Annotated in this window: 25 protein-coding genes; 13 read left to right on the top strand and 12 right to left on the bottom strand. The window is 61.6% G+C overall.

Features of this window, described 5'->3' with window-relative positions:
- The first annotated feature begins 183 nt into the window (after positions 1-183).
- A complete protein-coding gene (locus AB9L16_RS22950; RefSeq protein WP_375122757.1) occupies positions 184-2,286 on the top strand; it encodes a mechanosensitive ion channel domain-containing protein in 2,103 nt (700 codons plus the stop codon).
- 116 nt (positions 2,287-2,402) lie between these two features.
- Here AB9L16_RS22950 and AB9L16_RS22945 read toward each other — a convergent pair whose 3' ends face one another.
- The gene (locus AB9L16_RS22945; RefSeq protein ID WP_375122756.1) at positions 2,403-6,689 is read right to left on the bottom strand and encodes a DEAD/DEAH box helicase; all 4,287 of its coding nucleotides are present in this window, start codon (positions 6,687-6,689) and stop codon (positions 2,403-2,405) included.
- 302 nt (positions 6,690-6,991) lie between these two features.
- Between AB9L16_RS22945 and AB9L16_RS22940 the strand changes: the two genes are divergently transcribed.
- Positions 6,992-7,876, top strand: a complete 885-nt coding sequence (locus AB9L16_RS22940) for a sugar nucleotide-binding protein (RefSeq protein ID WP_130902598.1) — start codon at positions 6,992-6,994, stop codon at positions 7,874-7,876.
- On the top strand, positions 7,869-8,801 hold the full coding sequence (locus tag AB9L16_RS22935; protein ID WP_375122755.1) for an NAD-dependent epimerase/dehydratase family protein: 933 nt from the start codon (positions 7,869-7,871) through the stop codon (positions 8,799-8,801). The genes AB9L16_RS22940 and AB9L16_RS22935 overlap by 8 nt, the downstream gene beginning before the upstream one ends.
- 358 nt (positions 8,802-9,159) lie before the next feature.
- Here the strand turns inward: AB9L16_RS22935 and AB9L16_RS22930 are convergent, their stop codons facing one another.
- From AB9L16_RS22930 to AB9L16_RS22895, 8 genes are all read right to left on the bottom strand, one after another.
- A complete protein-coding gene (locus AB9L16_RS22930) occupies positions 9,160-9,858 on the bottom strand; it encodes an OmpW family protein (protein ID WP_150638354.1) in 699 nt (232 codons plus the stop codon).
- A gap of 220 nt (positions 9,859-10,078) precedes the next feature.
- Positions 10,079-10,597, bottom strand: a complete 519-nt coding sequence (locus AB9L16_RS22925) for a DUF3299 domain-containing protein (RefSeq protein WP_056790810.1) — start codon at positions 10,595-10,597, stop codon at positions 10,079-10,081.
- A gap of 11 nt (positions 10,598-10,608) precedes the next feature.
- Positions 10,609-11,874 (bottom strand): ABC transporter permease, encoded by a 1,266-nt coding sequence (locus tag AB9L16_RS22920; protein WP_375122753.1) that lies wholly within the window; start codon positions 11,872-11,874, stop codon positions 10,609-10,611.
- A 1-nt stretch (position 11,875) separates the two neighbouring features.
- The gene (locus AB9L16_RS22915; protein ID WP_375122752.1) at positions 11,876-12,586 is read right to left on the bottom strand and encodes an ABC transporter ATP-binding protein; all 711 of its coding nucleotides are present in this window, start codon (positions 12,584-12,586) and stop codon (positions 11,876-11,878) included.
- Between the two features lie 126 nt (positions 12,587-12,712).
- Entirely contained in the window at positions 12,713-13,306 is a 594-nt protein-coding gene (locus AB9L16_RS22910; protein ID WP_056790744.1) for a DUF2796 domain-containing protein, read from the bottom strand.
- A 155-nt stretch (positions 13,307-13,461) separates the two neighbouring features.
- Positions 13,462-14,028 (bottom strand): hypothetical protein, encoded by a 567-nt coding sequence (locus tag AB9L16_RS22905; protein ID WP_024014498.1) that lies wholly within the window; start codon positions 14,026-14,028, stop codon positions 13,462-13,464.
- Positions 14,025-14,972, bottom strand: coding sequence for a CHAP domain-containing protein (locus AB9L16_RS22900; protein WP_056790741.1), 948 nt, complete (start codon positions 14,970-14,972; stop codon positions 14,025-14,027). Before AB9L16_RS22900 ends, AB9L16_RS22905 begins: the two co-directional genes overlap by 4 nt.
- Positions 14,969-15,550 (bottom strand): PAAR domain-containing protein, encoded by a 582-nt coding sequence (locus tag AB9L16_RS22895; protein WP_225930982.1) that lies wholly within the window; start codon positions 15,548-15,550, stop codon positions 14,969-14,971. Before AB9L16_RS22895 ends, AB9L16_RS22900 begins: the two co-directional genes overlap by 4 nt.
- 135 nt (positions 15,551-15,685) lie before the next feature.
- Here AB9L16_RS22895 and AB9L16_RS22890 point away from each other — a divergent pair, with 135 nt between their 5' ends.
- Complete coding sequence (locus AB9L16_RS22890; RefSeq protein ID WP_315435963.1) at positions 15,686-16,045, top strand: hypothetical protein; 360 nt, start codon at positions 15,686-15,688, stop codon at positions 16,043-16,045.
- Positions 16,046-16,049: 4 nt separating this feature from the next.
- Here AB9L16_RS22890 and trxA read toward each other — a convergent pair whose 3' ends face one another.
- The 3 genes from trxA to AB9L16_RS22875 all read right to left on the bottom strand — a co-directional run bounded on the left by trxA (position 16,050) and on the right by AB9L16_RS22875 (position 18,219).
- Complete coding sequence (trxA, locus tag AB9L16_RS22885; protein WP_256810196.1) at positions 16,050-16,922, bottom strand: thioredoxin; 873 nt, start codon at positions 16,920-16,922, stop codon at positions 16,050-16,052.
- Positions 16,923-17,104: 182 nt separating this feature from the next.
- Positions 17,105-17,758 carry a methyltransferase gene (locus tag AB9L16_RS22880; RefSeq protein WP_252882751.1) on the bottom strand — a complete coding sequence of 218 codons (654 nt, stop codon included), beginning with the start codon at positions 17,756-17,758 and terminating at the stop codon, positions 17,105-17,107.
- Positions 17,755-18,219 carry a YbaY family lipoprotein gene (locus AB9L16_RS22875; protein ID WP_024014493.1) on the bottom strand — a complete coding sequence of 155 codons (465 nt, stop codon included), beginning with the start codon at positions 18,217-18,219 and terminating at the stop codon, positions 17,755-17,757. The genes AB9L16_RS22880 and AB9L16_RS22875 overlap by 4 nt, the downstream gene beginning before the upstream one ends.
- Positions 18,220-18,347: 128 nt before the next feature.
- On the opposite strand from AB9L16_RS22875, the gene nrdR reads away from it, so the two are divergent.
- The 9 genes from nrdR to AB9L16_RS22830 all read left to right on the top strand — a co-directional run bounded on the left by nrdR (position 18,348) and on the right by AB9L16_RS22830 (position 25,085).
- On the top strand, positions 18,348-18,812 hold the full coding sequence (nrdR, locus tag AB9L16_RS22870; protein ID WP_007910946.1) for a transcriptional regulator NrdR: 465 nt from the start codon (positions 18,348-18,350) through the stop codon (positions 18,810-18,812).
- The gene (ribD, locus tag AB9L16_RS22865; protein WP_375122751.1) at positions 18,809-19,942 is read left to right on the top strand and encodes a bifunctional diaminohydroxyphosphoribosylaminopyrimidine deaminase/5-amino-6-(5-phosphoribosylamino)uracil reductase RibD; all 1,134 of its coding nucleotides are present in this window, start codon (positions 18,809-18,811) and stop codon (positions 19,940-19,942) included. The genes nrdR and ribD overlap by 4 nt, the downstream gene beginning before the upstream one ends.
- Positions 19,943-19,989: 47 nt before the next feature.
- Positions 19,990-20,652, top strand: coding sequence for a riboflavin synthase (locus AB9L16_RS22860; RefSeq protein ID WP_016772981.1), 663 nt, complete (start codon positions 19,990-19,992; stop codon positions 20,650-20,652).
- A 21-nt stretch (positions 20,653-20,673) separates the two neighbouring features.
- Positions 20,674-21,765: a bifunctional 3,4-dihydroxy-2-butanone-4-phosphate synthase/GTP cyclohydrolase II gene (gene ribBA / locus AB9L16_RS22855; RefSeq protein WP_039761895.1), complete on the top strand. Its 1,092-nt coding sequence runs from the start codon at positions 20,674-20,676 to the stop codon at positions 21,763-21,765.
- A gap of 90 nt (positions 21,766-21,855) precedes the next feature.
- Complete coding sequence (gene ribE / locus AB9L16_RS22850; RefSeq protein ID WP_003228649.1) at positions 21,856-22,332, top strand: 6,7-dimethyl-8-ribityllumazine synthase; 477 nt, start codon at positions 21,856-21,858, stop codon at positions 22,330-22,332.
- Positions 22,329-22,829 (top strand): transcription antitermination factor NusB, encoded by a 501-nt coding sequence (gene nusB, locus AB9L16_RS22845; RefSeq protein ID WP_150742333.1) that lies wholly within the window; start codon positions 22,329-22,331, stop codon positions 22,827-22,829. The genes ribE and nusB overlap by 4 nt, the downstream gene beginning before the upstream one ends.
- 27 nt (positions 22,830-22,856) lie before the next feature.
- Positions 22,857-23,822, top strand: coding sequence for a thiamine-phosphate kinase (thiL, locus tag AB9L16_RS22840; RefSeq protein ID WP_375122750.1), 966 nt, complete (start codon positions 22,857-22,859; stop codon positions 23,820-23,822).
- Entirely contained in the window at positions 23,819-24,322 is a 504-nt protein-coding gene (locus tag AB9L16_RS22835) for a phosphatidylglycerophosphatase A (RefSeq protein ID WP_039761886.1), read from the top strand. The genes thiL and AB9L16_RS22835 overlap by 4 nt, the downstream gene beginning before the upstream one ends.
- Before the next feature lie 25 nt (positions 24,323-24,347).
- The gene (locus AB9L16_RS22830; RefSeq protein ID WP_375122749.1) at positions 24,348-25,085 is read left to right on the top strand and encodes a substrate-binding periplasmic protein; all 738 of its coding nucleotides are present in this window, start codon (positions 24,348-24,350) and stop codon (positions 25,083-25,085) included.
- The last annotated feature ends 164 nt before the right edge of the window (positions 25,086-25,249 follow it).

The raw sequence follows: 25,249 nt of genomic DNA, 5'->3' as shown, positions 1-25,249 counted from the left end.
GGAGCAGATTTTCATGGTCTTCAGGACTTGAGTTCGACTCAAGACGTGCAGTTGATGATTTTGGTCATGCAACTCGGTCGGCTCCCTCTCCTGGGGGAGAGGGCTGGGGTGAGGGGGCTCTTGAACTTGCCGCGCAATTACCGATCAGTTCCTTACCAGGGTCAGCCACGGGAGATCGGAGCTTTGCGCAATTTCAGGATCGCCATTCTGCTGGGAGCGCTGCTGTGCTTGGGCGTCAACACATCGCAAGCCGTCGCGCTACCGGGCGTTCCGGCGGCCGCCGACACGGCGGAAAAACCCGCCGAACCGGAACCGCTGGTGCAGGGCGGTCTGCTCGGGGCGATCAGTACGAGCATCGACGATGTGCAGGAAAAACTCGATCTCAACGAACACCTGGTCGATGCCTGGCGGCTGCGCGCTGACCGCGCGGCGGATGAGGTCGATCGGCTGGTCAAGCAGCCGTCGAACCGCTCGGGCTGGAGCGTGGCCGGGGATTTTCTCACGTTGTCGGGAGTGTGGCTGGGCAGTTTTGCCCTATTGACGGTGCTCGGCAGTCTGTTGGCCAAGCGCCTGCGTGAAGGGCGCTGGTTGCGCACCCGCCAGCGCAGTCAGGATCTGCTCGGCTACGTGCTGCCGTACACCGTGCCGGCGCTGATCTGCCTGCCTTTGACGCTGTATGTCAGCCATTTTCTGCAAGCTTCGGTGGGCCGTGCGCTGGCGCTGTGTCTGGCCTATGCCACCAGCAGCGGTATCTTCTCCACATCGATGTTGTTGTGCGTGGTGGTGATGTTCAACGTCGGGCACAAGCGCGCCGCCGCGCGAATCATCCGTGAATACTGCCCGCGCCCGCTGTTCCTCATCGGCTTTCTCGCCGCGCTCAGCGATGCCCTGACCAGCCCGCAGATCGCCCGGCAACTGGGCGGCAATATCACCAGCAGCATCGCCGTGTTCACCGGGCTGATCGCCTCGGTGATTTTCGGTTTGCTGGTGTTTCGCCTGCGCCGGCCCGTGGCGCATCTGATCCGCAATCGCCCGCTCAGTCAGCGTTTGAAACAACCGTCGCTGCAGGAGTCGCTGCGGATATTTTCCGGGCTGTGGTATTGGCCGATCGTGCTGATGGTGCTGGTCTCGGCAGTCAGCCTGATCGGCATCGGCGAGGACAATCAGAAAGCCCTGCGCTGTGCCTTGTTCACCACCGTGCTGCTGATCGCCACGGTGTTTCTCAGCACGGTGTTGCAGCACCTGTTCAAGTCGCGCAAAGCCGAAGCGATCCAGCGCAGCAGTGCCTACAAGGAACGCTTTCTCAGCCTGTTGCATGCGTTGCTGCGCATCGTCATGGCGATTGTGTTCATCGATATTCTCGGGCGGATCTGGGGCGTGTCGTTGCTCGATTTCGCCCAGAGCAGCACCGTCGGTCGAGCGATCAGCAACGCCTTGAGCAGCATCGGCCTGATCTTCCTGGTGACGTGGCTGCTGTGGGTGGTGCTCGACACGGCGATTCAGGAAGCGCTGAAACCGCCGCTGAGCAAACGCGCGGCACGCCAGCCGAGCACGCGGGTGAAAACCATCCTGCCGCTGCTGCGCAACGCGATCAAAATCATCCTCGTGGTGATCTGCGCGATTACCACCATGGCCAACCTCGGCATCAACGTCGCGCCGCTACTGGCCGGTGCGGGCGTGGTCGGTCTGGCGATCGGTTTCGGTTCGCAGCAACTGGTGCAGGACGTCATCACCGGGTTGTTCATCATCATCGAAGACACCCTGTCGATCGGCGACTGGGTGGTGCTCGATTCCGGCCACGCCGGCACCGTGGAAGGTTTGACCATCCGCACCTTGCGCCTGCGGGACGGCAAGGGTTTTGTGCACTCGGTGCCGTTCGGCCAGATCAAGGCTGTGACCAACCAATCACGCCAGTTCGCCTTCGCATTTTTCTCGGTGCAGTTCACCTACGACACCGATGTCGACAAAGCCATTGAGCTGATTCGCGAGGCCGGTGATTCGATCCGCGAAGACCCGTTCCTCAAGTACAACCTGCAAGGGCCGCTGGATGTGTTTGGCGTGGACAAAATGGACTTGAACGGCGTGGTGTTGACGGCGCAATTTCGCACGGTGTCAGGTGGGCAATATGCGGTGAGCCGCGCGTTCAACCAGCGCTTGAAGAAGCTTGTGGATAACACACCCAATGTGCATTTTGCGCAGACTTATCCACAGCAGGTTCTGTTGCCAAAGCGACAGGAGGAGGGGGCGGTGGTTGCGGGTGAGGTGCCGCAGGAGTCGCGGACCTGACGCCTGTTTGTGTAGAGACAGGGCCGGCGCTTTCGCGAGCAGGCTCGCTCCCACAGGGGCAATGGGATTGGACTGTGGGAGCGAGCCTGCTCGCGAAGACGCCGGTGCGAACACTCTCAATGCCGGATCAGCTTGGCATGCAGTTGTCCCATGGCTATCGGATCCAGCTCTACCCAAACCTGCTGCTTGCCGGCAATCACCGCGGCCACCGGCACCCCATCGCGATACACCAGCCGATTGCTCACCAGCGCCGGCACTTTCACCCCGGGCAACAACGTCCCGGCGAGATTCAATGGATCAACCCCACACACCGCCACCAGGCTGCCGTCCTGCGGGCGTCGGCGTACTTCGCGCAGCAAGGGAATGGCTTCGGGCAAGGCAAACTGCTCGCCAGCCAGACCACTGACAAACCGCCCGCCACGAATCTCGCCCCGCGCCTCCAGACGATGAAAGGTGCGCAGCAATTCCCGCCAACTCGGCAGCCAGTCCGCTTCGCGTTCGAGCAAGCGCCAGAACACCACGCCGTAGCGGTGCAGCAGGGTCATGGCGACGTGTTCGAGTGTCTCGGCGGCATCTGCTGACGAACCCCGGCGCAGCAATGCCCAGCGCCCGGCATCGTCCATGCCGCCGATAAACGCGCCGCGCCCGCGTCGGCTACTGCGCTGCTGGCGCTTGCTTGCCGGCGTGATCAGCGCGCGCAGGCCGGCGAAGCTGTCGGCGTTCACCAAACCTGCGGCGACCAGTTCCTGCAGGGCGATTTCCAGTTCGCTGCGCAGCAGGCGCGCTTCATGAATCAACTCATCGAAAAACAGCGCGCCATGCTGACTCAGCGCCTCAAAGACTTTCTGTGTTTTCGGCGATAACTCGCTCACTGGCGTCTGCTCAGCCAACGCACTCCACAAACCCACCTGACTGCGCGGCAGCAGCACAATCGGTGTACTGCGCAATGCCGAGCCGCTGACTTTCTGCCGTGCACTGATGCGCGTCCACACCAGTTTGCCGTTGCGGCACAGTTCATCCAGCCAGCTCGGCGAATAGTCCTTGAGGCGTGCCGGCAGGATGTCGCTGTCCCATGCCGAGGCTGCCGCCGGATAACCTTCGAACTGGCCGACAATCGCCGGCAGCACCGCACTGCCCTGACCTTGGGTGGCCGGCGTCAGATGCTGCCAGTCGAACAGAAAACGCATGAAGTCCTGCAATGCCACCGGTTCGATTTCCCGGCGCAGGCGCTTGACCGTGTAGCGATGGATGCGCGCGAGCAGATGGCGTTCGCACCATTCTTCAATCGCGCTGTTCGGCGTGAACTGGCCGCGCAAGACGTAGCCTTCACGCTCCAGTCGGGCGAGGGCCTGACTCACTTGCGCGGCGGGCAGGGCGAGCGGCTCGGCGATGGCCGGCAACGGGATTGGCCCAAAGGCGCCGAGACGGGCGCGGATCACTTCGACCAGCGCCTCATCGAATGCCCATGCGTCGTCGAAGCCGGGCAGCACGACTGCTGCGCTTGCCAACGTCGCCTGTGGATAAAGTGCTTGCAGGCAACTCAAGCGTTCGCGGGCCAGCCATAACTGATGCTCGGCGTCGATCTGCAACAGGCAGGCGCGGCCGCTGGCCATCAGCGTTTGCAGCCAGTCCGGCCAACCCACATTGGCGCGGGCTTCGGCATCGCTGATGCAGGCGAGGCTCATCAGCGCTTCGTGCATTTCATCCATGGAATTGGGCGACGGCCAGGCTTCTTCGCGCACCGCCGTGATCGCGTCGGCGTCCAGCGCGCCGAGGTCGTCGGTCGACTGCGGATCGCTCCAGCGTCGGTTGATCACCGCTTGGGTGCGGCGTTCCTCAAGCGGCGCGTCGTCGAGAAACGTGTAGGGGCGGGCGCTGAGGATTTCTGCCGCCAGCGGCGACGGCGCAGGTAAATCCCGGGCGATCAGGCGCACCTCGCCACGCTCCATGCGCCGCAGCAGGGTCAGCCAGCCTTCGCTGTCCATAGCTTCGTGCAGGCAATCGTCGAGGGTCTGTTCCACCAACGGATGTTCGGGGACTTCGCGCTCGCCGGCGAGGTTTTCCAGGCAGGCGATCTGGTCGGGAAACACGCTGGCGATGAGGTCTTCGCTTTTCATCCGTTGCAGTTGCGGAGCGACTTTGCGCCCGCCGGTAAAACGCGGCAACGCCAGCGCCACCCCGGCATTCCAGCGCCAGCGCACGCCGAACAATGGCGCATCAAGCACTGCTTGAATGAGCGTGTGTTCAGCGCTGTTGCTGTGCAGGTAACGCCAGACTTCGTCGAGCTCGAAGCTGTGGCTGGTGGACAGCGACAGCACGATCGCGTCTTCGCTGGCGGCGGCCTGCAACTCGAAGTTGAAGGTGCGGCAGAAACGCTTGCGCAAGGCCAGGCCCCAGGCGCGGTTGATGCGGCTGCCGAACGGCGTGTGAATGATCAGTTGGGTGCCGCCGGACTCGTCGAAAAACCGCTCCATCAACAGCGTGTCCTGCGAGGGCAGGGCGCCGAGGGTTTGCCGCGCGCGCGCCAGATATTCGACCAGTTGCTCGGCGCTGGCGAGGTTGAGGCCGAGTGTGGCGGTCAGCCAGTCGAGCGCCGGTTGCAGATTGCCGGGGCTGGCGCTGAGCAATTCGTCCAACTGCGCTTGCAGGCGCGCGACGGCCGCCGACAGTTCATCACTGCGCCCCGGCGCTTCGCCGAGCCAGAACGGAATGGTCGGCGGCATGCCCTGCGCATCCTCGACCCGCACCTTGCCGCTCTCTACCCGCAGAATGCGATACGAGGTATTGCCGAGCTGGAACACATCGCCGGCGATACTTTCCACGGCGAAATCTTCGTTGACGCTGCCGATGTTCAAGCCCTGGGGTTCTAGCAATACGCTGTAGTCGGCGTTGTCCGGGATGGTGCCGCCACTGGTCACGGCGGTCAGTTGCGCGCCACGCCGGCCACGTAATGTGCGGCTGACGGCGTCGCGGTGCAGGTAGGCGCTGCGGATGCCCTGACGGCCGTTGTAACCCTCGGCGAGCATGCTCAGCAGGGCCTGATAGTGTTTTTCGTCGAGGTCGCGATAGGGCCAGGCTCGGCGGAACATCGCCAGCAACGCGTCCTCCGACCATTCCTGGCAACTGACCTCGGCAATGATCTGCTGCGCCAGCACGTCCAGCGGTTTTTCCGGAATGTGCAGCGTATCCAGCTCGCCCCGGCGCACGCAGTCGAGCAGGGCGGCGCACTCGATCAGGTCGTCGCGGGTGGTGGCGAACAAACGCCCCTTGGGCGTGCCGCCGACCTGGTGTCCGGAGCGACCGACTCGTTGCAGAAACGCAGCAATCGAACGCGGTGAACTGATCTGGCAGACCAGATCGACTTCACCGATATCGATGCCCAGCTCCAGTGATGCAGTGGCGATCAGCACTTGCAGCTCGCCGCATTTGAGGCGCTGTTCCGCATCGAGGCGAAACTCTTTGGCCAGGCTGCCGTGGTGCGCCGCCACGGCCTGCTTGCCGAGGCGCTCGCTCAGATGCCGGCTGAGGCGCTCGGCAAGGCGTCGGGTGTTGACGAAAATCAGCGTGGTGCGGTGCTCGCGAGCGAGTTCTGCGAGGCGCTCGTACACCAGTTCCCAGACATCGTTGGCCATCACTGCCGACAACGGCACCGGCGGCACTTCGATACCCAGGTCTCGTGGGCGGGCGTGGCCAATGTCGACGATTTCGCAGGGGCAATCGTGACCGACCAGAAACCGCGCCACGGCTTCTACCGGTTTCTGCGTCGCGGACAGGCCGATGCGGGTCAGCGGTTCGGCGCACAACGCTTGCAGCCGTTCAAGGCTCAAGGACAGATGACTGCCGCGCTTGCCCGCGGCCATGGCGTGGATTTCGTCAATGATCACCGTGCGCGTGGTGCCGAGCATCTTGCGCCCGGATTCCGAGCCAAGCAGCACGTACAGCGATTCCGGGGTGGTCACGAGAATGTGCGGCGCGGTCTTGCGCATGGCGGCGCGGTCTTTCTGTGGCGTGTCGCCCGTGCGCACGGCGGTGGTGATGGTCAGCTCCGGCAGGCCCATTTCGCGCAAATGCGCGGTAATGCCAGCGAGCGGGTTCTGCAGGTTGATCTGAATGTCGTTGGACAGTGCCTTCAACGGCGAGACATAGACCACCAGGGTTTCGGCGGGCAGACCGTCAGGATGCTCCAGCCCTCGGTGCACAAGCTCATCGAGCACGGCGAGGAACGCGGTCAGGGTCTTGCCCGAACCGGTGGGCGCAGCGATCAGCGTCGAACGGCGCTGGCGAATCAACGGCCACGCACGGGCCTGAGCGGCGGTGACCGCCGGGAAAGTCTTGTTGAACCAGGCGCTGACGGCGGGGTGAAAGCCGGCCAGCGCGCTGTTGGCGGGGAGGGGCAGATTCATGACTGAAGTTATGCGGGCGGGGGCGGGAAGATGCAAGTACCGCTGGGGATCTTCAGCGACAGTCAGGCCCTCATCGTCGGCAAGCCAACTCCCACAGGATTCATGCCTGGCACAAAACTGTGGGAGCTGGCTTGCCAGCGATGAGGCCGGTTGCCTCAATACAAATCCGCGCATCTACACTTTACGGATGACGGTTGCGCACTAAACCCGCAAAATGCAACGATTCCGGCAATTATCGACGACTGTTCCACGAGAACCGTCGCTAAAGCCATCGTTCCAATCAGACTGGGCCTGCTGACTCTATGCGAATGCGCCTTATGTTACTGGGCGGCGGAAATGCCCTTGGGCAGGCGCTGATTCGCCTCGGTGCGGAAGAAGACATCGGTTTCCTCGCCCCCCGCCCGCCCGAAAACGGCTGGGATGCCGCGAGCCTCACCCAATTGCTCGACGACACCCGTCCCGATGCGTTGATCAATCTCGCCTACTATTTCGACTGGTTCCAGGCCGAGAGCGTCAGCGAAAGCCGCATGACTGGCCAGGAACGCGCCATCGAGCGTCTGGCCGAACTGTGCCAGCACCACAACATTGTCCTCGTGCAGCCGTCGAGCTATCGCGTGTTCGACGGCTCGCGGGCCACGGCCTACAGCGAAAAAGACGAACCGGTGCCGCTGGGCCTGCGCGGTCAGGCCTTGTGGCGCATCGAGCAAAGTGTGCGCGCGACCTGCCCGCAACATGTGCTGCTGCGTTTCGGCTGGCTGCTCGACGACAGCCCGGACGGCACCCTCGGACGCTTCCTCGCCCGTGCGGAACAACCCGAAGAGTTGTTGCTGGCCGATGATCGTCGCGGCAATCCGACTCCGGTCGATGACGCCGCGCGAGTGATCATCTCCGTGCTCAAGCAACTCGACTGCGCCGCGCCGCTGTGGGGCACTTACCATTACGCCGGCCACGAAGCGACCACCCCGCTGGCGCTGGGCCAGGCGATTCTCACCGAAGCACGCAGCCTGCATCCGCTGGCGATCGAAGCACCGACTGCGCAGGCACATGCCGCGCGCCCGGACGCCGCCGAAGAGCCGCAACATGCAGTGCTGGCCTGCAAGAAAATTCTCCACACTTTCGGGATCAAACCGCGCGCCTGGCGTGCTGCACTCCCGGGTCTATTGGACAGGTTCTACCGACATGGCTGAAGCAACGGTTCTAATCACTGGCGGAGCCGGATTCATCGGCTCGCACCTGACCGATGCCTTGCTCGCCAAGGGCTATGCGGTACGCGTGCTTGACGATCTGTCGACCGGCAAGCGCAGCAACCTGCCGCTGGACAATTCCAAGGTCGAACTGGTGGTCGGCGATGTCGCCGATGCCGCTTTGGTCGCCCGCGCCATGCAAGGCTGCGACGCTGTCGCGCATCTGGCGGCCGTGGCCTCGGTGCAGGCCTCGGTGGACGATCCGGTGAAAACCCACCAGAGCAATTTCATCGGCACCCTGAATGTCTGCGAAGCCATGCGTCTGGCCGGGGTCAAGCGCGTGGTGTATGCCTCCAGCGCGGCGGTGTACGGCAACAATGGCGAGGGCGAGTCGATTGATGAAGACACGCCAAAAGCGCCGCTGACACCCTACGCCTCGGACAAACTGGCCGGTGAGCAATACTTCGATTTCTACCGTCGCCAGCATGGCCTGGAGCCGGCGATTTTCCGCTTCTTCAACATCTTCGGCCCCCGCCAGGATCCGTCCTCGCCGTATTCCGGGGTGATCAGCATCTTCAGCGAACGTGCGTCGAAAGGTTTGCCGATCACCGTATTTGGCGATGGCGAGCAGACCCGCGATTTTCTTTATGTCGGTGATCTGGTCGATTTGCTGGTGCAGGCGCTGGAAAAGCCTGAAGTGCAGGAGGGCGCGGTCAATGTTGGCTGGAATCAGGCGATGAGCCTGAAGCAGATGCTCGAAGCGTTGAAATCAGTGGTCGGTGAACTGCCGCCCGTGAGTTACGGGCCGGCGCGTTCGGGTGATATCCGCCATTCGCGAGCGGATAACCGACGCTTGCTGCAGCGCTTCGAAATGCCGCCGCAGACGCCGATGAGTGTGGGCTTGGCGCGCTTGCTCGGGCGCTCCTGAGAAGCCCCTCACCCTAGCCCTCTCCCAGGGGGAGAGGGAACTGACTGAGGTGTTTGTGAGAAGTACGCCGACTTGCGATACCCAGTCGAACTCAGGTTTTGAACAACACACAAATCGGCTCCCTCTCCCCCGGGAGAGGGCTGGGGTGAGGGGCCCGGGCCTCCAACGCCCCACATGACTCAGCACCAAATGAAAAAGGCGCCCTGCAACAGGCGCCTTTTTCACGGCCGGAATATCGCTATTCCTGTGGCGAGGGAATGTTATTCCCCGATCGACTGCGTACGGTCGTCGTCAGGTCTGTGCCTGCCCGCCACCAAGCCTCATTCACCACCACGTGAACGTTCAGTAAAAAATCGACTTAGAACTTATAGCCCAAACCGACCATGTAGATGAACGGATCGACATCCACATTCACCCGTGCACGGGTGCCCGGTGCGACGGCGTTGTTCTCGACGGTCGCGCGGGTATCGATATCGATATAGCGCACCTGGGCGTTGAGCATGATGTTGTCGGTGATCATGTAGTCGGCACCGACCTGCCAGGCCAGGCCCCAGGAGTTTTTAGCCTTGAAGTTGCTGAAGCCGTTGGCGCTGGCTTCGCTGCCGACGTGTTCGTCGTAGATCCAGGTGTAGTTGATGCCACCGCCGACATACGGCTGGAAAGCCGATTTCGAATCCAGCGGGTAGTAGACGACGCTGAGGGTCGGCGGCAGGTGTTTCAGGGTGCCGAGCTTGCCGTTGGCGGCGGGCAGGGCGGTGCCCTTGAGCTTGACGTCATGCTCGAACGGCGTGGCTGCCAGCAGCTCGATACCGATGTTGTTGGTGAGCATGTAGGCGAAGTTCAGACCCAGTTGGGTGTCGCTGCTCATGGTCGCCTTGCCGCCCAGATCAGTGCCGCTCAGCGGACCCTGATCGACCTTGACGCTGGAACTGTCGGCCTTCGGGTTGACGGTGATCGCACCGGCGCGCACAAGGATGTCACCGGCTTCGTGGGCGTGGGCTAGCGGGGCTGCGAGCGCGAGGGCAAACAGCGAGGCGCTGAGCAAGGACTTGTTCATGGGGGCTCCGAAAGGACATAAAAATTCGATGTCCTAGGGTACGAAGCCGTCTGATACGGTGTTTTGACTCAGCTCAATGAAACAGTGAAGGGGCGGGGTTTTGTGGAACCTTTGAGGGCCTATTCGCGAGCAGGCTCGCTCCCACCTTGGAATGTGATCACCTGTGGGAGCGAGCCTGCTCGCGAAGACGATAGACCAGCCAATACAAAATTACCGGGAATTACTCCGGCAGTTCATACGCATAAATCTTCTCCGCCTCCATCTGATACCCGGCATCGGCCAGCTCACTGCTCGAGGCTTTCACCTGCAACGGTCCCTCAACCCAATACGGCTGATACAGCTCATCGAGCTTCACGCCCAGTTCGCTTTTCACGTGGACGATCTGGTTCGACGGCGGTGGCGGGACGTGGATGCAGGCGCCGAAATATGGCACCAGCAAGAAGTCCGTGGTGCGCCCCTCTTCGCTGACTTCCAGCGGCACGATGTAACCGGGCAGACGAATGTTCTGCCCGTCGAGGCTCTTCACTACCGGTGCATTGGGCATGTCCTGCTTGGCCGCCGGCGCGGACTCGGCAGAGAGTGCGTCGCCCATCTTCGACAGGTCGTGCAGCGGGGTCATGTTCGGCACTTCCGGCGCGGCGTCCGGCGGGATCATTTCCGACCAGGTCAGGTCTCTCGGCGCCGCCGCCCACACGGGCAGGGCGACCAGCATCAGCAGCGCAAGCAGGGCGCGGGGCATGGTGAACATCCTCATAAACGGATCGACAGGCCATCGGCCAATGATTGGCGATACGCGCGCCAGGCCGGCACGCTGCCCATCAGCAGCGCGGCCGCCAGAATGCCACCGAGCAGCGTCCATTCATACTCGCTCGGCCATGCCAGCGGCAGGTATAAACCGTAATTGGCCTGCACGTACCCTTGCGCAGCGGCGATGCCGACGTACAGCAATGCCAGTCCGGCGATGACTCCAGTCAGCGCCAACGCAAAGGCTTCCAGCACCAGCAGGCTTGCGATGTGCCACGGCCGCGCCCCCACCGAACGCAGAATCGCCATCTCGCGGCGACGTTCGTTGAGGCTGGTGAGAATCGCCGTGAGCATGCCGATCAACCCGGTCAGCACAACGAACAGCGAGACCACGAACAAGGCTTTCTCGGCCGTACTCATCAGGCTCCACAATTCCTGCAAGGCCACGCCCGGGAGGATCGCCAGCATCGGTTCGCCCCGGTATTCATTGATCTCGCGCTGCAAGGCGAAGGTGGAAATCTTGCTGTTGAGGCCGAGCATGAACGCGGTGATCGCTTGCGGCGTGAGGTCCATGTTGCGCGCCTGATCAGCGCTGATCCGCCCGTTGCCGCGCGCCGGCACACCGTTGTGCCAGTCGATGTGGATCGCCTCCATGCCGCCGAGGCTGATGTGCAACGTGCGGTCCACCGGGGTGCCGGTGCGCTGGAGGATGCCGACCACGGTGAACGGTTTGTCGTCGTGCTTGACCAGGCTGATCGCCGCCACGCCATGGGCCAGTACAAGTTGGTCGCCGAGCTTGTAGTGCAGCGCTTCGGCGACTTCGGCACCGAGCACCACTTCGAAAGGATCGGTGGCAAACGCGCGACCGTCGGCCAGCGCCAGGTGTTGCTGGCGCCCGTACTGGTAGTGCTGGAAATAGGCTTCGGTGGTGCCCATCACGCGATAGCCGCGATGGGAATCGCCCAGGGACATGGGGATTGCCCACTTCACTTTCGGGTTGTTGGCGAAGTGTTCAAAGCTGTCCCAACGGATGTTGTTGGTAGCGTTGCCGATGCGGAACACCGAATACAGCAGCAGGTTTACCGACCCCGAACGAGCGCCGACGATGAGGTCAGTACCGCTGATGGTGCTGGCGAAACTGGCCTTGGCTTCGGTGCGCACGCGCTCGACGGCGAGCAGCAGGCACACCGACAGGGCAATGGCAAAGGCGGTGAGCAATGCGGTGAAACGGCGGTTGGCCAAGCTGGCCATGGCCAGACGAAACAGATACATCTCAGACCTCGGCGGACGTGGCGGCGCGATTGAGTTCGGCCAGGGACAGATGACGGTCGAACAGCGGCGCCAGGCTCTGGTCATGGCTGACGAACAACAGACTCGATCCGGCCTCGCGGCACTCGGCAAACAGCAGGCGAATGAAGTTTTCGCGGGCGTCGTAATCCAGCGCCGAGGTCGGTTCGTCGGCGATCACCAGCTCCGGTTGGCCGATCAATGCGCGTGCGGCGGCGACCCGTTGTTGCTGGCCGATGGACAAGGAGTCGGCGCGGCGACCGAGCAGGCTTTCATCCTTCAAACCCAAGTGCGCGAGCAACGTGGCGGCGGCTTGATCGACGCTGCCGTGGCGCTGTTTCGCCCGTTGCGCACGCAGTTTTGAAAAATGACACGGCAACTCAACGTTCTCGCGCACCGAGAGAAACGGCAGCAGGTTGAATTGCTGGAAAATGTAGCCAGTGTGATCGACACGAAACGTATCGCGCTTGCCGGCAGAAAGCTCGGTCAGCTCCTGGCCGAGCAGGCGAATGCTGCCCCGATTGGGCTTCTGCACCCCGCCAAGCAGGCCGAGCAGGGTGGTCTTGCCGCTGCCGCTGGGGCCTTTGAGAAACAGGGTTTCGCCGGCTTCCAGACGAAACGCCGGGATGTCCAGCAGCGGCGGGTGACCGGGCCAGTTGAAGCCAAGGTCGGAAAGTTCGATGAGTGCTTGGGTCATGGCACCGATTTCATGGTTGGACACGGACCTCTGTAGGAGCTGCCGAAGGCTGCGATCTTTGATCGTGATTTTCACAGTCAAAAGATCTCAGCCTTCAGCAGCTCCTACCGGGGATCTTCATTCGCTTCAGAATTTCAGCGCAGCCGATTTCGCCGTCACTTCCGTACCTTGCTGGCCGGTGGCGCTGATCAGTTGTACCTGAATCTTCTGCGTCGCCGGGAAGGTCTTGAAGATGTTCGTCAGGTTCAGCGTGCTCAGCGCGCCCGGTGTGGCGCAGCTGAATTGGTAATGCGCATGGATTTCGCTGTGGTCGTGGTGATGCTCGTGACCGTCCTTGTCCGCTTCATCTTCGTCGTGATCGTCGGCGTCCGGCTTGTCGCCGAACAGCGGGCTTTCCAGTTCCTGGCTGACCACCTTGCAGCCGGCCGCAGCGGGCAGGCTGAACAGGGCCAATGGTTTTTCCAGCTGCGCACGAGCGGCAGCGACTTTGGCCTTGTCGGCATCCGACGTCGCGGCGTGTTCAAAACCCACCAGATTCATCGCCGGGCTTTCCAGCTCCAGCTCCAGGGTCTGACCATCGAGCGCGGCATTCAGGCGACCCACGCCATGTTCGTGAGCGCCGAGGCTGCCGTGCTCATGATCGTGATCGTGCTCATCAACCGCGTGGGCAGCGGCCAGCGGCAACAGGGCAAACGGCAAAGCGAGCAACAGACGACGCATGACGGACTCCGAGAAAAATGAAAAGTTTGTTATGTAATCTTATAACGAAAGTGCGCAGAGTGTGCCCGTGCGCTTGAGATTGCGCAAGACATGGCTAAGCACCGCCCGGGATGAGTTCGCGGGCGGTGCTGGGATTGGATGTCATGCTTGCAGAATCAGAAGCCTGCGCCGGGATAGTCGAACCAATAGTGTCCCGAAAGAACATCGTTGATCAGATTTGCGTCGAGCACGCTCGGGGCATCGCGACTGAAACGCTGTCGCCAAGCCGGAAGCCACCAGTAGTTGATGGCTGTTCCGCGCGGAAATACCACCAGAGTCAGCACCTCCTTATCCATTTTGCCCTGCGTGTAGAGTTGATGACTGCGATCCATCAGGGCCATGTACTGGTCGATTGGCAGTCTGAACATAAGTGCCATGGTGAAGATTTTTTCACTCTGACTGAACGCCGGACTCTGCAGTACCCGCAATGCTTCGCAAGTGTGTGAATTCGGTTGACTCGCTATGCTCTGGCCTTCGGGGGTTGAAAGTATGTCGAAACGATCATCCATGTCTCGCCAGTCGGTTCGGCTATTGCGCTCAAAGTAATCACGAATAACAAGGGTCAGTGGACCTGCAGTTTCCCCGTCAGCGGGACAAGCCGAAAGATCGGCAGGCAACCAGATGCGCCATGCCACGATGAGCAAAAACGGAATTATGAGGAGGAGCGAATAAGGGCGTTTCATTGTGGCGTGCTGTGTTTGTAGCGTCGGAAAATAGTGAAGTCATGGTCGCTGGGATTTGCATTGCCGGTCGCATGGCGAAAACCTGCGTCGTTAACTTCAACTTTTTCCCACCCTGCAGAAATGCATACGCCCTTCGTTAGAACGAAGCCGACATGGCCGCTGGCGTCGGAATAATTCATTGCGTAAGCGCCGACGTCCCCGGGCAACGGCGTGCGCTCGACTTTCCAGCTGTTGAGCAATCGTTGTCCATTCGCCCATTCACCCGCGAGCGGAGGACTAACCTTGGAGAAATATGGCAGGTATTTCGATTTGCCATGTTCAATCAACGCCACGTTGACCCCAATTGCGGTCAGCACGTCGTAGACGAACAGATTGCATTTATTTGTGTTTGGTGGAAATTCCACGCTCTGCCTTAGAGTAGGGTGTGGCAGCGACTTTTTGCTTTTATTCCCTGCCCACTGTGTTGATCCCCGGTGTGACAGCGCCTCCATCAGTATCCTGCGCGGCATGTCCTGAATGACGACTTTCACCGTTCGGGTTTCATTTGTACGTTTCACACCATATTCGACTTCGTAGAACGCGTCGTTCGAGACAGCGCCGCTGGTCGTTAGCGGGACTTTTACCCACGGTGATATCGCTACGATCGAAAGAGACTTCCCTGGATTCAACGTAGCAGTGTGCATACCTTTTTTTGTACCGGAGTTCCCCACAATCTGAACCGTCACTTCGTGGGTGTCTCGGGTTTTGATCGACGGTAGTTCCTTGCCCGCGAGCGTTATAGCGATCTGGCCGTTTTTGGATATCAATGAATAAATGCGAGGCCTGTCATCGTTTTGAACGATGTTGTCATCTACGACCTGACCGTCGATAAGCAGCTGAAACTTTACGCCTGGCGGTGGCTGCATCAGAAAGTCTTTAAAGATGAGTTTGATTTCCGATTTCATGACAAATCCTGTGTCAGGGGCTCTTCATAGGCATAGAAAGTCCATTCGGAATCTTCCCCTACCAACAGGGTGTCGTAATCCGAAGCGTTTTTTACCGGGTGTTCGCAGCCTTCGCCTGTGAGGTTGCAAGTGCTGTCTTGTAAAACGGCAACCTTCGCCTTGTCCTTGAGTTTGTAAGCCAAACCTGGCTTTTCCGTGTCATCAAGGCGTTCGATGATGACCTGCAAGTAGCGATAAGAGGTCAGGGCAGCAATCGGTGGCCCCATGTCAATTGGAGCGGGCCGGCCAATTCCTGCGAAACCACTGTGTTGCTGAGTGAGCAGCTTATTGGTCATGGGCGGACAACCGCAGGCGACGTAGTCACCCTCTAGCGCAGCTGGTCCGGCAGGTAAAATCAGCGTTCTTTCACCCACTGCTACGATGGGGCCTTTGCCAGGCCCACAGACCGGACAACTGGCGAGTTGTCCAATGGAAGCGATTATTCTTCCTTCGATATTGAGGTTCTCATTTCCTTCAAGTATCACGCCACCTGTAGAGGTCGGGCCTCCTTTAGAGGCCAGTTTTCGTCCTGAAGACATTGGGAATCCTTCCCGCAAAAAGAGATTAATTTAGCCGATCAACCGGGAATTACCAGATGTGTTTGGCGCCCTTTACTTGGCGTTGCACAAGTCCCGTGGGAGCATGCAGGTCAGAAAAATGCAGGAGCGAACTTGATGTTGCGGATACGCGGAACGGTCGGCGAGGTGCCGGTGGATTTGACGGTGGAGCTGGATGACAGCGATTGGGCCAGGCTGGGTTCGGCGCTGAGCGGGCAGGCGCCGGTCGCGCAGTCCGAGGCAGTGGCGTCGGCCCCGGCGGCGAAGCCGGTGAATCAGGATGATGCGCTGTGGCAGGTGGCCAAAGACTTGCTGCGCAAGGCCGGGCAACTTAGCGGGCCGGATCTGCTCGATCAGTTGGAGGCGCTGACCGGCAGTGCGGTGGCGGGCAAGCGTTTGCTCGTGCGTCTGCGCCACAGTGCCGATGTGAAAGTGGCGAGCGGCGGGGATACGCCGCTCTATAGCTGGATCGGGTAAGGCCTTAATACAGCGCCGCAAACACTTTGCGACGGTAAGCCGTCACCAACGGATGATCATTGCCCAGCAGTTCGAACACCTGCAGCAAGGTCTTGTGCGGCAAGCCTTCGCCGTAGCTGCGGTTGCGGATGAACAGTTTGAGCAAGGCGTCCAGCGCCGCTTCGTATTGCTGGCGCGCCAGTTGCTGGATCGCCAGTTGGTACACCGCTTCATCATCCTGCGGATTTTGCGCCAGGCGGCTTTTCAGGTCGGCGGCGTCCGGCAGGTCGCGGGCGAGGCCGAGGAACTGGATCTGCGCCTTGGCCCCAGCGAGTGCGGCTTTGTGCTCATCGCTCTTGACCGCGTCGAGCACGGTTTGCGCTTCGCCCAGCTCACCGCGTTCGGTCAGGCAGCGTGCGTAAAGGATCAGCGCTTTGGCGTTGGTATTGTCTTCATTGAGAATGGTCACCAGCACCGCTTCCGCCTCGGCGAAGTGACCTTCGTCGAACATCGCTTGGGCCTGTTCGAGCGGGTCGGCAGCAGCCGGTGGCGGCATTTGCACATGTGGTTCGAGCAGGGCGCGCACGGCGGATTCCGGTTGTGCGCCGGCAAAGCCATCGACCGGCTGACCGTCCTTGAACAGCACCACGGTCGGCAGGCTGCGAATGCCGAAGCGGGCGACGATGTCCTGCTCGATGTCGCAGTTGACCTTGGCCAGCAGCAACTCGCCCTGATAGCTCTCGGCAATGCCTTGCAGCATCGGCATCAACGCCTTGCACGGCGCACACCATTCGGCCCAGAAATCCACCAGCACCGGTTTGTTGAAGGAGGCTTCGATCACCGACTGGTCGAAATCGGCAGTCGTGGCGTCGAAGATGTACGGCGTTTGCTCACTCATGGGGGATCTCGTCAAAGCGTGGATGGGGCAACTATAAGGCTTGGTGGGGGGTGGCCGGAAGCGGGGCGGGTCGAGAGGTGTGTTGCATGGGCGGACGCCTTCGCGAGCAGGCTCGCTCCCACAGGGGATTTATGAACGACACAGATCCAGTGTGGGAGCGAGCCTGCTCGCGAAGCTTTTAGCTAGCGCCGTGCATGGTAGAGGCTGACATGTCTGAATTCTTCGGGCTCGGCCAGATCGGGGAGGGTCATCGCCTCGAGAATTTCAATTCGCTCATACAACGGATGCCGAAAATCCCGCACCCGTGAATCCGCCACCAGCGCCTCGCGTCCGCGACTGAGAAACGCGTCGAGCAGCGGCAAGTTCGCCCGGTCGTACAACACGTCGGCGACCAGGATCAGATCGAAGCGATCAGTCTCGGCAAAGAAATCCGTCGAGTAGCTCATCTGCACAGCGTTGAGCTCGGCGTTCGCCTTGCACGCGGAAATCGCCAGCGGATCGAGATCGCAGGCCACCACTTCCAGCGCCCCGGCCTTCACCGCCGCGATACCGGCAATCCCGGAGCCGGCGCCGAAATCCAGCACGCGCTTGCCGCGCACCCACTCTGGAAACTGTGCCAGATAACGCGCCACGGCCAAGCCGCTGGCCCAGCAAAAGCTCCAATAGGGCGGTTCATGCAGGATGCGCTGGGTTTCTTCCTGGCTGAATTCGCGGGCCATGTTGTCGCCATCGATCAACCACAGCTGCAAATCAGTGCCCGGCAACGCACAAGCTTTCAGTCTGGCGTCGCCGAGCAATTCCCCCAAGGCCTGTTGCAGGTCGAGCGGTGCTGTCATGGCGCTTTGACGAATTGCAGCTGGCCCAACGCCTGAGTGGTCGGTTGGGTGATGGTCTGCGACGGTAGATGCAGGATCAGTTGCCCGGACTGGCTGGCGCGCCCGCGCAGCTCGACCCGTGCCCCGGCCGGAAACGCCTCGGGGTTGAACCGCAGGTGAAACGGCAGGATCTGGTTGTTGCCGATCAGGCTGGAACTGGCGAGCAGTTGCTGTGGGCGGTCCTTTTCATCGATCACCAGCAGCGCCAGTTCGACTTCGGCGCCGGCCGGCACCCCTTGCAGGCTGCCGCTCAATTCGCGCTGATGCGCCGGCAGCGGGCCGAGTTCGGCAGCCTCTTTGGCTTTTTTCTGCGCCTGCTGCGGCGCGGGGCCTGGGGTCGGCGGTTGCGGCTTGGGTGCGTCGCTGCCACAGGCCACCAGCAGGCTGAAAAGACTGAGCAGAACGAGCGGACGTAACGGCATTGGAGGCTCCGGCAGAATGAATTCCATGGATCAGACGATCATGCCGTTCTGTATACCGCAAAGCCTATGGCTTGTCTTGCCACGGGGATGCGCTACCATGGCCCTCCCATTTTTTGTTGCCAGCCACCATGCACTGTCCCTTCTGCGGTGCCAACGACACCAAGGTCATCGACTCGCGTCTGGTCGCCGAGGGCGAACAGGTGCGCCGCCGGCGTGAATGCCTGGCCTGCGGCGAACGTTTCACGACGTTCGAGACGGCCGAACTGGTGTTGCCGCGCCTGATCAAAACCGACGGCAGCCGCCAACCGTTCGACGAAGAAAAACTCCGCGCCGGCATGCAGCGCGCGCTGGAGAAACGTCCGGTCAGCGTCGAGCGCCTCGAATCCTCTCTGGTCCACATCAAGCACAAGCTGCGCGCCACCGGCGAACGCGAGGTCAAGTCCCTCGTGGTCGGCGAACTGGTCATGGCCGAGCTGCAAAAGCTCGATGAAGTCGCCTACATCCGTTTCGCTTCGGTGTACAAACGCTTCCAGGACCTCAATGAATTCCGCGAAGAGATCGACCGCCTCGCCCGCGAACCGGTGAAAGAATGACCACCGCCGCCGAGCAGGCGATCCTCGACGCCCATTTCATGGCCCGCGCGCTGGAACTGGCGCGCAAGGGCCACTACACCACTCATCCCAATCCACGAGTCGGTTGCGTGCTGGTGCGTGACGGGCAGATTGTCGGCGAAGGCTGGCATGAGCGCGCCGGCGAACCCCATGCCGAAGTCCACGCCCTGCGCGCCGCCGGCGAGCAGGCCCGGGGCGCGACGGCGTATGTGACCCTCGAACCTTGCAGCCACCATGGCCGCACACCGCCGTGTGCCGATGCCTTGGTGACTGCTGGCGTTGCCCGGGTCGTGGCGGCGATGCGTGATCCCAATCCACAAGTCGCCGGGCGCGGTTTGCAGCGCCTGGCCGAGGCCGGTATCGCCACGGAAAGTGGGGTGCTGGAAGCTGAGGCGCGCAAGCTCAATCAAGGTTTTCTGAAACGCATGGAACATGGCTTGCCGTTCGTGCGGGTCAAGTTGGCCATGAGCCTCGACGGGCGCACGGCGATGGAAAGCGGCGAGAGCCAATGGATCACCGGCCCGGCGGCGCGTTCGGCGGTGCAGCGTTTGCGCGCTGAGGCGGCGGTAGTGCTGACCGGCGCCGACACGGTGCTGGCCGATGGCGCACGCTTGACCGTGCGCGCGGACGAACTCGGTCTGGACAGTGAGCAAACTGCGCTGGCCATGAGCCGCCCGCCATTGCGCGTATTGATCGATGGCCGCCTGCGAGTGCCGCTGGATGCGCCGTTCTTCAAGGCCGGGCCGGCGCTGGTCGCCACTTGTGTCGCGGTCGAGGAGCAATACGCCAATGGCCCGGAATGCCTGATCGTGCCGGGTGCCGACGGCCAGGTCGATCTGCATCAATTGCTCATCGAACTGGCCAATCGAGGCACCAACGAGGTGCTGGTCGAGGCCGGGCCGCGTCTGGCCGGTGCCTTTGCGCAACTGGGGCTGGTCGACGAATTCGTGATCTTCATTGCCGGCAAGTTCCTCGGCTCCACGGCGCGTCCGCTGCTCGACTGGCCGCTGGCGCAGATGAAAGACGCGCCAGAGCTGAAAATCACTGAAATCCGCGCGGTGGGCGATGACTGGCGAGTCACTGCGATCCCTGTCCCTTCAGCCCGCGTATAATTCCCGGCCATTGCGTTAGCGCTGGCCTCGTTCTCAAGGAGAACCCCATGTTCACCGGCATCATCGAATCCATCGGCAGTATCCGCGCACTGACCCCAAAGGGCGGTGATGTACGGGTGCACGTCGCAACCGGCAAGCTCGATCTGAGTGACGTCAAACTCGGCGACAGCATCGCGGTCAACGGCGTTTGCCTGACCGCAGTCGAGTTGCCGGGCGACGGCTTTGCCGCCGACGTCAGCCGCGAAACCCTTGATTGCACCGCCATGAATGACCTGAAAAGCGGCAGCCCGGTCAATCTGGAAAAAGCCCTGACCCCGACCACTCGCCTCGGCGGGCATCTGGTCAGCGGTCACGTCGATGGTGTCGGCGAAGTGGTCTCGCGCAGCGACAACGCCCGCGCCGTGGAATTTCGCATCCGTGCGCCGAAAGAGCTGGCCAAGTACATCGCCCATAAAGGCTCGATCACCGTCGACGGTACCAGCCTGACCGTGAACGAAGTCGATGGCGCCGAATTCATGCTGACGATCATTCCGCACACCCTCAGCGAAACCATCATGGCTTCTTACAAGCCGGGCCGCCGGGTGAACCTGGAGGTCGACTTGCTGGCGCGTTATCTGGAGCGTCTGCTGCTGGGTGACAAGGCTGCAGAAAAGACCGCCGGCAGCACCATCACCGAAAGCTTTCTGGCCCAAAACGGCTACCTCAAATAATTCAAAAGAAGGGGGTGCCTTGTGGCGCTCAATAGCATCGAAGAACTGGTTGAAGACATCCGCCAAGGCAAGATGGTCATCCTCATGGATGACGAAGACCGCGAGAACGAAGGCGACCTGATCATGGCCGCCGAATGCTGCCAGGCCGAACACATCAACTTCATGGCCAAGCACGCCCGTGGCCTGATCTGCATGCCGATGAGTCGCGAGCGCTGCGAACTGTTGAAGCTGCCGCTGATGGCGCCGCGCAACGGTTCCGGTTTCGGCACCAAGTTCACCGTTTCGATCGAAGCCGCCGAAGGCGTGACCACCGGCATCTCCGCCGCCGATCGCGCGCGCACCGTGCAAGCGGCAGCCGCCAAAGACGCCAAGGCTGAAGACATCGTCAGCCCGGGCCACATTTTCCCGCTGATGGCGCAGGCCGGCGGCACCCTCGCTCGCGCCGGCCACACCGAAGCCGCTTGCGACCTGGCGCGCATGGCCGGTTTCGAGCCGAGCGGGGTGATCTGCGAAGTGATGAACGACGACGGCACCATGTCCCGTCGCGCTGAACTCGAAGCATTCGCCGCCGAACACAACATCAAGATCGGCACCATCGCCGACCTGATTCACTACCGGATGATCCACGAACGTACCGTTCAGCGGATTGCCGAGCAGCCGCTGGATAGCGAACTGGGCCAATTCAACCTGGTGACCTATCGTGATTCGGTGGAAGGCGACGTGCACATGGCCCTGACGCTGGGCACTGTCTGCGCTGAGGAGCCGACGCTGGTTCGCGTGCACAACATGGATCCGCTGCGCGATCTGCTGATGGTCAAGCAACCGGGCCGCTGGAGCCTGCGCGCCGCCATGGCTGCGGTCGCCGAGGCCGGCAGCGGTGTGGTGCTGCTGCTCGGTCACCCGCTTGATGGTGACGTGCTGCTGGCGCATATCCGTGAAACCGGCGAGCAGGCAGCGCCGAAAAAACCGACCACCTACAGCATTGTCGGGGCCGGTTCGCAGATCCTGCGTGACCTCGGCGTGCGCAAAATGCGCTTGATGTCGGCACCAATGAAGTTCAATGCGATATCCGGTTTCGATCTGGAAGTTGTAGAATACGTGCCCTCCGAATAATGACCGGCTGTTTCCGGACTCCGATTCGCGGCAAATAATCACTGAGGGACGCGTAGCAGACGCGTCCCGGCTCTTTAAGAGAACTGACGAATGACCCTGAAGACCATCGAAGGTACCTTCATCGCCCCCAAAGGCCGCTACGCTCTGGTAGTGGGCCGCTTCAACAGCTTCGTGGTTGAAAGCCTGGTCAGCGGTGCCGTTGATGCCCTGGTTCGCCACGGCGTGAGCGAAAGCGACATCACCATCATCCGCGCACCGGGCGCCTTCGAAATCCCGCTGGTTGCGCAGAAAGTCGCCCAGAAAGGCGAGTTCGCAGCGATCATCGCCCTTGGCGCGGTCATTCGTGGCGGTACTCCGCACTTCGAATACGTGGCTGGCGAGTGCACCAAAGGCCTGGCCCAGGTCTCCATGGAGTTCGGCGTACCGGTCGCGTTCGGCGTGCTGACCGTTGACTCCATCGAGCAAGCCATCGAACGTTCCGGCACCAAGGCCGGTAACAAAGGTGCCGAAGCTGCCCTGTCCGCTCTGGAAATGGTCAGCCTGCTGGCGCAGTTGGAGGCCAAGTGATTAGCGACGAAAGCGATCGTTTCAACCCGCGCGATCCGAAACCTGCGGACGCCGGCAAGCCGTCGAAAAGCGCCAAGCGTCGCGAAGCCCGTCAGCTCGCGACCCAGGCGCTGTACCAGTGGCACATGGCCCGGCAATCGCTGAACGAGATCGAAGCGCAGTTTCGCGTTGATAACGATTTCACCGATGTTGACGGTGCCTACTTCCGTGAAATCCTTCACGGGGTTCCGCAGTTCAAGACCGAAATCGACACTGCTCTGATGCCGTGCCTGGATCTGGCGATCGAAGAGCTGGACCCGGTTGAACTGGCGGTACTGCGCCTGTCGACCTGGGAACTGCTCAAGCGCGTCGACGTGCCGTACCGCGTTGTGATCAACGAAGGTATCGAACTGGCCAAGGTGTTCGGTTCGACCGACGGCCACAAGTTCGTCAACGGTGTGCTCGACAAGCTGGCCCCGCGCCTGCGTGAAGCTGAAGTGAAGGCGTTCAAGCGCTGATCGGCGCTTGAATACTTTTTCTCGGCCATGGGCGAGTTTGAGCTGATCCGCAATTTCTTCGCCGCCGCGCCTTGTGCGCAGGGCGGCGAGGGCGTTGCTCTGGGGATCGGTGACGACTGCGCCTTGCTGGCAGTTCCCGTTGGGGAACAGCTGGCGGTTTCCACCGATACGCTGGTGGCCGGTGTGCATTTCGCCGACCCCTGCGATCCGTTTCTGCTCGGTCAGCGCTCGCTGGCCGTCGCGGTCAGTGACCTGGCCGCCATGGGCGCCGCGCCCGTTGCCTTTACCCTTGCCCTGACCTTACCGACGGTAACTGCCGATTGGCTGCAAGCCTATGCCCGGGGTTTGAACCGCATGGCGCAAAGCTGCGGCGTTGCCCTGGTCGGCGGCGATACCACGCGCGGGCCGTTGAGCCTGACGGTCACCGTGTTCGGCCGCGTACCCGCTGGCCAGGCCTTGACCCGCAGCGGTGCGCAGGCCGGTGATCTGCTCTGCGTCGGCGGCGAACTGGGCAATGCGGCCGGCGCCTTGCCGCTGGTATTGGCTCAACGTGATGCCGAAGCGCATATCGCCCAGCCGCTGCTCGATCATTACTGGTCGCCACAACCGCAACTGGCGCTCGGTCAGGCCCTGCGCGGCAAGGCCACGGCGGCACTGGACATCTCCGACGGCCTGCTCGCCGATTGCGGGCATATCGCGCTGGCGTCGAAGGTGCGACTTGAGATTGAACGCGAGCGTGTACCGTTGTCGGATGCTTTAGTCGCGTTTCTCGGCCAGCGCGGTGCCGAGCGCGCGGCATTGAGCGGTGGTGATGATTACGTACTGGCCTTCACCTTGCCGTCCGCCGAGTTGCCGGCACTGCTGGCCGACGGCTGGCCGATCCATGTGATCGGGCAAGTGCTGCCGGGCCAGGGCGTGGTGCTGCTGGACCGCGACCGACGCGACATCACTCCGCAGATTCGCGGCTACCAACATTTTCAGGAGACACCGTGACAGATCACCCGAAACAGGTTCCTGCCGAATTCGTGCCTCCTTCGGTCTGGCGCAATCCGTGGCATTTCCTCGCGTTCGGCTTCGGCTCCGGCACGTTGCCAAAAGCCCCGGGCACGTGGGGTTCGCTGGTGGCGCTGCCGTTCATTCCGCTGTGGCAGATGCTGCCCGACTGGGGCTACTGGCTGATGCTCGGCATCACCATGCTGTTCGGCTTCTGGCTGTGCGGGAAAGTCGCTGACGATTTGCGCGTGCACGACCACGAAGGCATCGTCTGGGACGAAATGGTCGGCATGTGGATCACCCTGTGGCTGGTGCCGGAAGGCTGGTACTGGTTGCTCGCGGGTTTTCTGGTGTTCCGCTTCTTCGATATTCTCAAGCCGTGGCCGATCCGCTGGATCGACAAGCATGTGCATGGCGGCGTCGGCATCATGCTCGACGACGTGCTGGCCGGTGTGTTCGCCTGGCTGGCGATGCAAGGGCTGGTATGGGTATTCGCCTGATTCGACTCACGTGAGGAACCACGCAATGCTGCGACGCGGGTTGGCGCTGCTGCTTCTGGCTCTGCTGGGCACGTTCGCCCACGCGCAGGCCGCCGCGCCTGTGCCTGCGGTCATCCACCTGGCCAGCGAAGACTGGGAGGATTACACCGCCGCCGATGGTCACGGTCTGGCCTGGGACGTGTTGCGCAAAGTGTTCGAGCCGGCCGGGGTCAAGCTGGATATTCGCACGGTGCCGTACACCCGTTCGATCGGGCTGGTGCAGTTGAAGGAGGTCGACGCACTGGTCGGCTCCTACCGCGACGAAGCCGAGCATGTGCTGTACCCGCAATCGAAGTTCGATTCTGATCACATCTACGCGCTGGGCCTGGCCAGCAGCCCGCCGCCGACCCTGGCGACCCTGGGCAGATACCGTTTGGCCTGGGTGCGCGGCTACCGTTACGAAAACTACTTGCCGAACATTCAGCGCTTCAACCAGATCGAACGGCGCACCGGCATTCTGCTGATGCTCAAGCAGGGGCGGGCGGATTACTACATCGATGCGCTGACCGAAATTGAAGCGGTCGTGCGCGATGCTGCAGATCCCGCGCAGTTTCGCTATTCGCATCTGGCTGACTTGCCACTGTTTCTCGGTTTCGCCGATACCCCGCAGGCTCGCGCGTTGATGGCGCTGTATGACCGGCGCATGGTGGAACTGGTCAAGAGCGGAGAGTTGAAGCCGGTCTTCGAGAGGTGGAAGCAGCCGTATCCGTTCAACCCGAACTGAAGCCCAACGCAAATCCCTGTAGGAGCTGCGGCACGCTGCGATCTTTTGATCTTGATATCAAGCCAGATCAAAAGATCGCAGCCTCGTTGCACTCGACAGCTCCTACAGGGAGCGGCGGTGCTGGCGGCAGCTGTCATCAAACTTTTTGATGTTTATGCCCGATA

It is taken from the genome of Pseudomonas sp. LW8 (assembly GCF_041956865.1).
GTDB classification, from domain to species: Bacteria; Pseudomonadota; Gammaproteobacteria; order Pseudomonadales; family Pseudomonadaceae; genus Aquipseudomonas; species Aquipseudomonas siliginis.
This window is presented reverse-complemented; position numbering and strand designations above follow the sequence as displayed.